Origin of the sequence: Pseudoxanthobacter sp., assembly GCF_036822375.1 — a bacterium.
Lineage (GTDB): Bacteria > Pseudomonadota > Alphaproteobacteria > Rhizobiales > Segnochrobactraceae > Pseudoxanthobacter.
Genome location: NZ_DAISHT010000002.1, coordinates 83953 through 89075 on the forward strand (window position 1 = coordinate 83953; position 5123 = coordinate 89075).

4 protein-coding genes are annotated in these 5123 nt (G+C 68.7%); 3 read left to right on the forward strand and 1 reads right to left on the reverse strand.

Going from position 1 to position 5123, the window contains the following annotated elements; genetic code table 11:
- The first annotated feature begins 43 nt into the window (after positions 1–43).
- From V7067_RS00830 to V7067_RS00840, 3 genes are read left to right on the forward strand one after another with little or no spacing between them, the layout of a single operon-like run.
- A complete protein-coding gene (locus V7067_RS00830) occupies positions 44–1288 on the forward strand; it encodes an SfnB family sulfur acquisition oxidoreductase (protein WP_334173968.1) in 1245 nt (414 codons plus the stop codon).
- Between the two features lie 8 nt (positions 1289–1296).
- Positions 1297–2538 (forward strand): SfnB family sulfur acquisition oxidoreductase, encoded by a 1242-nt coding sequence (locus V7067_RS00835; protein WP_334173969.1) that lies wholly within the window; start codon positions 1297–1299, stop codon positions 2536–2538.
- A 2-nt stretch (positions 2539–2540) separates the two neighbouring features.
- Positions 2541–3938, forward strand: a complete 1398-nt coding sequence (locus tag V7067_RS00840) for an LLM class flavin-dependent oxidoreductase (protein WP_334173970.1) — start codon at positions 2541–2543, stop codon at positions 3936–3938.
- 172 nt (positions 3939–4110) lie between these two features.
- On the opposite strand, the gene V7067_RS00845 is transcribed toward V7067_RS00840, so the two are convergent.
- On the reverse strand, positions 4111–5123 hold a 1013-nt coding region (locus tag V7067_RS00845; RefSeq protein ID WP_334173971.1), incomplete at its 5' end, for a cysteine desulfurase.

Below are 5123 nucleotides of genomic sequence, written 5' to 3' on the forward strand. Positions count from 1 at the left end.
CGGCCCGGCCGCGGCCCGCTTTCTGCTCAAGGCACCCTGACCCATGACCCTTCCCTTTTCACCACGCCGCCCCGATGGCCGCGAAGACCGGCTGCCGGCACCGCCCGTCCGGCCGCATCTGATCCGCTCCGATGCCGAGGCCATCGAAGCCGCACACGCGCTGGCCCCGCGGTTTGCCGCCGGGGCAGCCCTGCGCGACCGCGAACGCCGGCTGCCGTGGGATGAAATCGAGGCCTTCACCGCCAGCGGCCTCGGCGGCATCACCGTGCCGCGCGACCATGGCGGCGCCGCGGTCTCCCACACCACGCTCGCGGAGGTGTTTGCCATTCTCGCGGCGGCCGACGCCTCTGCCGCGCAGGTTCCGCAGAACCAGTTCGGCGTGCTGGCGCTGGTGCGCGAGGCCGCAAGCCCGGCGCAGAAGGCGCGCATCTATGAAGCGGTTCTGAACGGCTGGCGGCTTGGCAATGCCGGCCCGGCGCGCAACGGCAAGGCGATCACCCAGGTCGAAACGCGCCTTACCGCCGGCCCGCGGGGCCGGACGCTGAGCGGCCCGCGCTTCTATTCGACGGGGGCGATTTTTGCCCATCTGATCCCCACCCGCGCGACCGGCGAAAACGGTGAGCCGGTGCTGGCGTGGGTGCGACGCGACAGCGCCGGCGTGCAGGTAGTGGACGACTGGCAGGGCTTCGGCCAGCGCACCACCGCAAGCGGCACGGTGCTGTTCGACAACGCCCCGATTGAGGACGATCTGCTGATCCCGCTGGCCGGCCTTGCCGGAAAGCCGGGCCTGTTCGGGCCGGTCTCGCAACTCGTTCAGGCGGCTATCGACCTCGGCATCGCACGCGGTGCGGTGGAAGCCGCGCTGGCCTTTGTGCGCACCCGCACCCGGGCCTGGCCCTTCACCGTGGAGCGGGCGACCGACGATCCCTACATCATCGGCGAGGTCGGACAGCTCCAGATCGACCTGCATGCAGCCGGGGAAGTGCTCGCCCGCGCCGGCCGCACGCTGGACCGGGTTCAGGCAGCACCCGTCACAGCCGGGAGTTCGGCCGAAGCATCGGTGGCGGTCGCCGAAGCGAAGATCCTGACGACGGAAATCGCGCTGGAGGCGGGCGAGCGGCTGCTGGAACTGGCCGGCTCGGCCGCCACCCGCGAAGACGTCAATCTCGGCCGTTTCTGGCGCGACGCGCGCGTGCATACCCTGCACGACCCGGTGCGCTGGAAATATCACCTCCTTGGCAACTACACGCTGAACGGCACACTGCCGGCCCGGCATCAATGGAACTGAGGCCGGTCATGAGCCAGCTTTTACCCCATGAAACTGCTTTCACGCATCAGCCGCAGCCGCCCCGGCCGGTGCCGGTGCTGGCCGACGACGCAGCCGCCATCGCCGCCGCACGCACCTTCGCCGCCAGCCTTGAGGCGGGCGCGGCCGAGCGCGACCTGAACCGCCGGCTGCCGTTCGACGAGATCGAACGCTTCACCCGCACCGGGCTCTGGGCGATCACCGTGCCGAAGGAATATGGCGGCACCGGCGTCGGCGCGGCAACCGTGGCTCAGGTCACCGCCATCGTGGCGGCAGCGGACGGCTCGCTCGGCCAGATCCCCCAGAACCATTTCTATTCGCTGGAAGTTCTGCGCAATGGCGGCACGGAACAGCAGAAGCAGGCGATTTATGCCCGTGTGCTGGCCGGCGAGCGCCTTGGCAACGCGCTGGCCGAAACCGGCCGCCGCGACTACACCCGCACAACCCGCCTCGTGCGCGATCCGGCCGGCTGGTTTGTCGAGGGCCGCAAGTTCTACTGCACGGGCTCGCTGTTCGCCCACACCATTCCCACCATGGTCAATGCGCAGGAGGACGGGCGCGAGGTCGCCTACCTCGTGTTCGTTCCACGCGATGCGCCGGGCGTGACGCTGGTCGACGACTGGGACGGTTTCGGGCAGCGGACGACCGGGTCCGGCTCGGTGGTGTTCGACCGCGTTGCGGTGGAACCGGAATGGGTCGTGCCGTTTCAGGCCTCGCTCGACCGGCCGACCGCCATCGGGCCGTTCGCGCAGATCATTCATGCGGGCATCGACCTTGGCATCGGACAGGGGGCGCTGGCGGCAACGCTGCCGTTCGTGCGCAGCCGCGCCCGGCCGTGGATCGATTCCGGCGTCGCGCGCGCCGGCGACGATCCGCTGACGCTGCAGGCCATCGGCAATGTGCGGGTTCGTCTGGCCGCTGCCGATGCGTTGCTGGAGCGCGCCGGCCGCTTCGTCGACATCGCGCAGACGCGGCCGGATGCCGACACGGTGGCCGCCGCCTCCGTCGCTGTCGCCGAAGCCCGGGCCGCCAGCCACCGGGCCGGCCTTCTGGCCGCCGGCAAGCTGCTGGAACTCGGCGGCACCTCTGCCACAGACCGCAGCGACGATCTGGACCGCTACTGGCGCAACGTGCGCACCCACACGCTGCACGACCCGGTGCGCTGGAAATATCACTGGATCGGCGCCTACCACCTCAACGGCCAGCGCCCGCCGCGGCACGGAGCACTCTGACGATGGCCGCAAAGAAGCAGATTCTGCTCAACGCCTTCAACATGAACTGCGTGGGCCACATCAACCACGGTTTCTGGACCCACCCGCGCGACCGTTCGCCGGACTACAACACCCTCGCCTACTGGACCGATCTGGCAAAGCTGCTGGAACGCGGCCTGTTCGACGGCCTGTTCATCGCCGACATCATCGGTGTCTACGACGTTTACGGCGGCGGCATCGACGTCACAGCGCGGGAAGCCGTTCAGTTACCGGTCAACGATCCGATCCTGCTGGTCTCGGCCATGGCCGCCGCCACGCAGCATCTCGGCTTCGGCATCACCGTCAATGTCCATAACGAAGCGCCCTATACCTTCGCCCGCCGCATCTCCACCCTCGATCACCTGACCCGCGGCCGCATCGGCTGGAATATCGTGACCGGCTATCTGGAAAGCGCCCACCGCGGACAGGGCAGCGGCGGGCTGCCCGACCACGACCAGCGCTACGACTATGCGGACGAATATCTGACGGTTCTCTACAAACTCTGGGAAGGCAGCTGGGAGGACGGTGCAGCGCGGCGCGACCGGGCGGCACGGGTGTTCAGCGATCCGGCCCGCATCCATCCTGTCGCCCATCACGGCCGCTTCTTCGATGTGGAGGGCTATCACCTCTGCGAACCGTCCCGCCAGCGCACGCCGGTGCTGTTTCAGGCCGGCACCTCGCCGCGCGGGCAGGCATTCGCCGGCCGCCACGCCGAATGCGTCTTCATTTCGGCCCGCGACAAGGAGACGGCCCGCACCGCGGCCCGCGCCATCCGCGCCGAAGCGGTCAGGGCCGGCCGGCAGGCCGACGACGTGAAGATCTTCGTCGGCATCGCCGTCATTCCCGGCCGCACCACCGCCGAGGCGGAAGAAAAGAAGGCCGAGTACCTGCGCTTTGCCAGCCCGGAAGCGGGGCTGGCGCATTTTTCGGCCTCGACCGGCATCGATTTCGCCCGCTTCGGGCCCGACGATCCGATCCCCTATGCGCCCGGCAATGCCATCCGCTCGGCCACCGCCGCGGCGGCGCGGCGCGGGCTGACGAAGCGCGATCTGCTGGAAGAGCTCGCGCTCGGCGGGCGCTACAGCGTGCTCACCGGCGATGCGACGACAATCGCCGATGAACTGCAGAGCTGGATCGGGGACGGCGAGATCGACGGCTTCAACCTGAGCCGCATCGTGGTGCCGGAGAGCTTCTCCGATTTCATCGATATCGTCATTCCGGAGCTTCAGGATCGCGGCCTCTACAAGACCGCCTATGGCAGCGGATCCTTCCGGGACAGCCTGTTCGGCGGGGGCGATCGCCTGCCCGACCGCCACCCGGCCCACGCCTTCCGCCAGCCCGCGGCCGGCAGCGCGTCTGCCAGACAGACAACGCCGGCCTGAAGCCGGCAATGACAGCCAGCCCGGCTGACAAAAAACCGGCCTGACAGAGCGGTCCCGCCGTTGCCGGCGGGACCGGCTTCCGGGTCGCCGCGGCTGACGGCGGGGAGCGCATCACGCACGCCAACGGCAGGCTGCCCGGTGCCAGGCCTTTTGCCCGGCACCGGGCCCCGTCTCAGCTGCGCGGCAGCCGGTGGAGGGCAGCCACGAAGGTGTCGATGTCCTCGCGCGTGTTATAGAGCGCGAGAGAGGCCCGAACGGTTTTTTCCACCCCGAAGCGGCGCAGCGCCGGCTGCGCGCAGTGATGCCCGGAGCGGGTCGCGATGCCGTAGCGGTCCAGATGCCGGGACACGTCATCGGGATCGGTGCCGGCAATCACGAACGACAGCACGCTGGCCTTGTTGCGCGCCGTACCGATGAGGCGGAGGTCGCGAACCTCCTGAAGCGCCTCGGTGGCATAGACGAGCAGTTCGTGCTCGTAGGCGGCAATCGCGGGCAGGCCGATCCGGCGCAGGTAATCGACCGCAGCCCCCAGACCGACGGCGCCGGCGATATCCGGCGTTCCGGCCTCGAACTTCTCCGGAATGTCGTTGAAGGTGGTCCGCTCGAAGGTGACATCCCGGATCATGTGGCCGCCGCCCTGCCAGGGAGGCAGCTTTTCCAGAAGCGCCGCCTTGCCCCAGAGAATGCCGATCCCCGTGGGGCCGAAGATCTTGTGACCCGACAACACGAGAAAATCGGCATCGAGCGCCTGCACGTTCAGCGGAATGTGCGGCGAGGACTGGGCGGCGTCCACCAGCACCGGAATGCCGTGGGCATGCGCCAGCGGAATGATCTGCTCGATCGGGTTGATCGTGCCGAGCGCGTTGGCCACATGGGTGACCGAGACGATCTTCGTGCGCGGCGTCAGCAGGGCGGCGAATTTCTCCAGAATGAGCTCGCCCCGCTCGTTGACGGGCGCCACCTTCAGCACCGCGCCCGTCTCCTGCGACAGGAGCTGCCAGGGCACGATGTTGGCGTGATGCTCGATATGCGAGATGACGATCTCGTCGCCGCGACCGATGTTCTGCCGGCCGTAGGTCTGTGCCACGAGGTTGATGGCCTCGGTGGTGCCCCGCACGAACGCGATTTCTTTCGACGAACCGGCGCCGATGAAATCGCGCAGCTTGTCGCGCGCGCCCTCGAACA

Coding starts and splice junctions, on each gene's coding strand:
- V7067_RS00835 (WP_334173969.1), top strand. CDS start 1,297: ATGAGCCAGCTTTTACCCCATGAAACTGCTTTCACGCATCAGCCGCAG.
- V7067_RS00840 (WP_334173970.1), top strand. CDS start 2,541: ATGGCCGCAAAGAAGCAGATTCTGCTCAACGCCTTCAACATGAACTGC.
- V7067_RS00830 (WP_334173968.1), top strand. CDS start 44: ATGACCCTTCCCTTTTCACCACGCCGCCCCGATGGCCGCGAAGACCGG.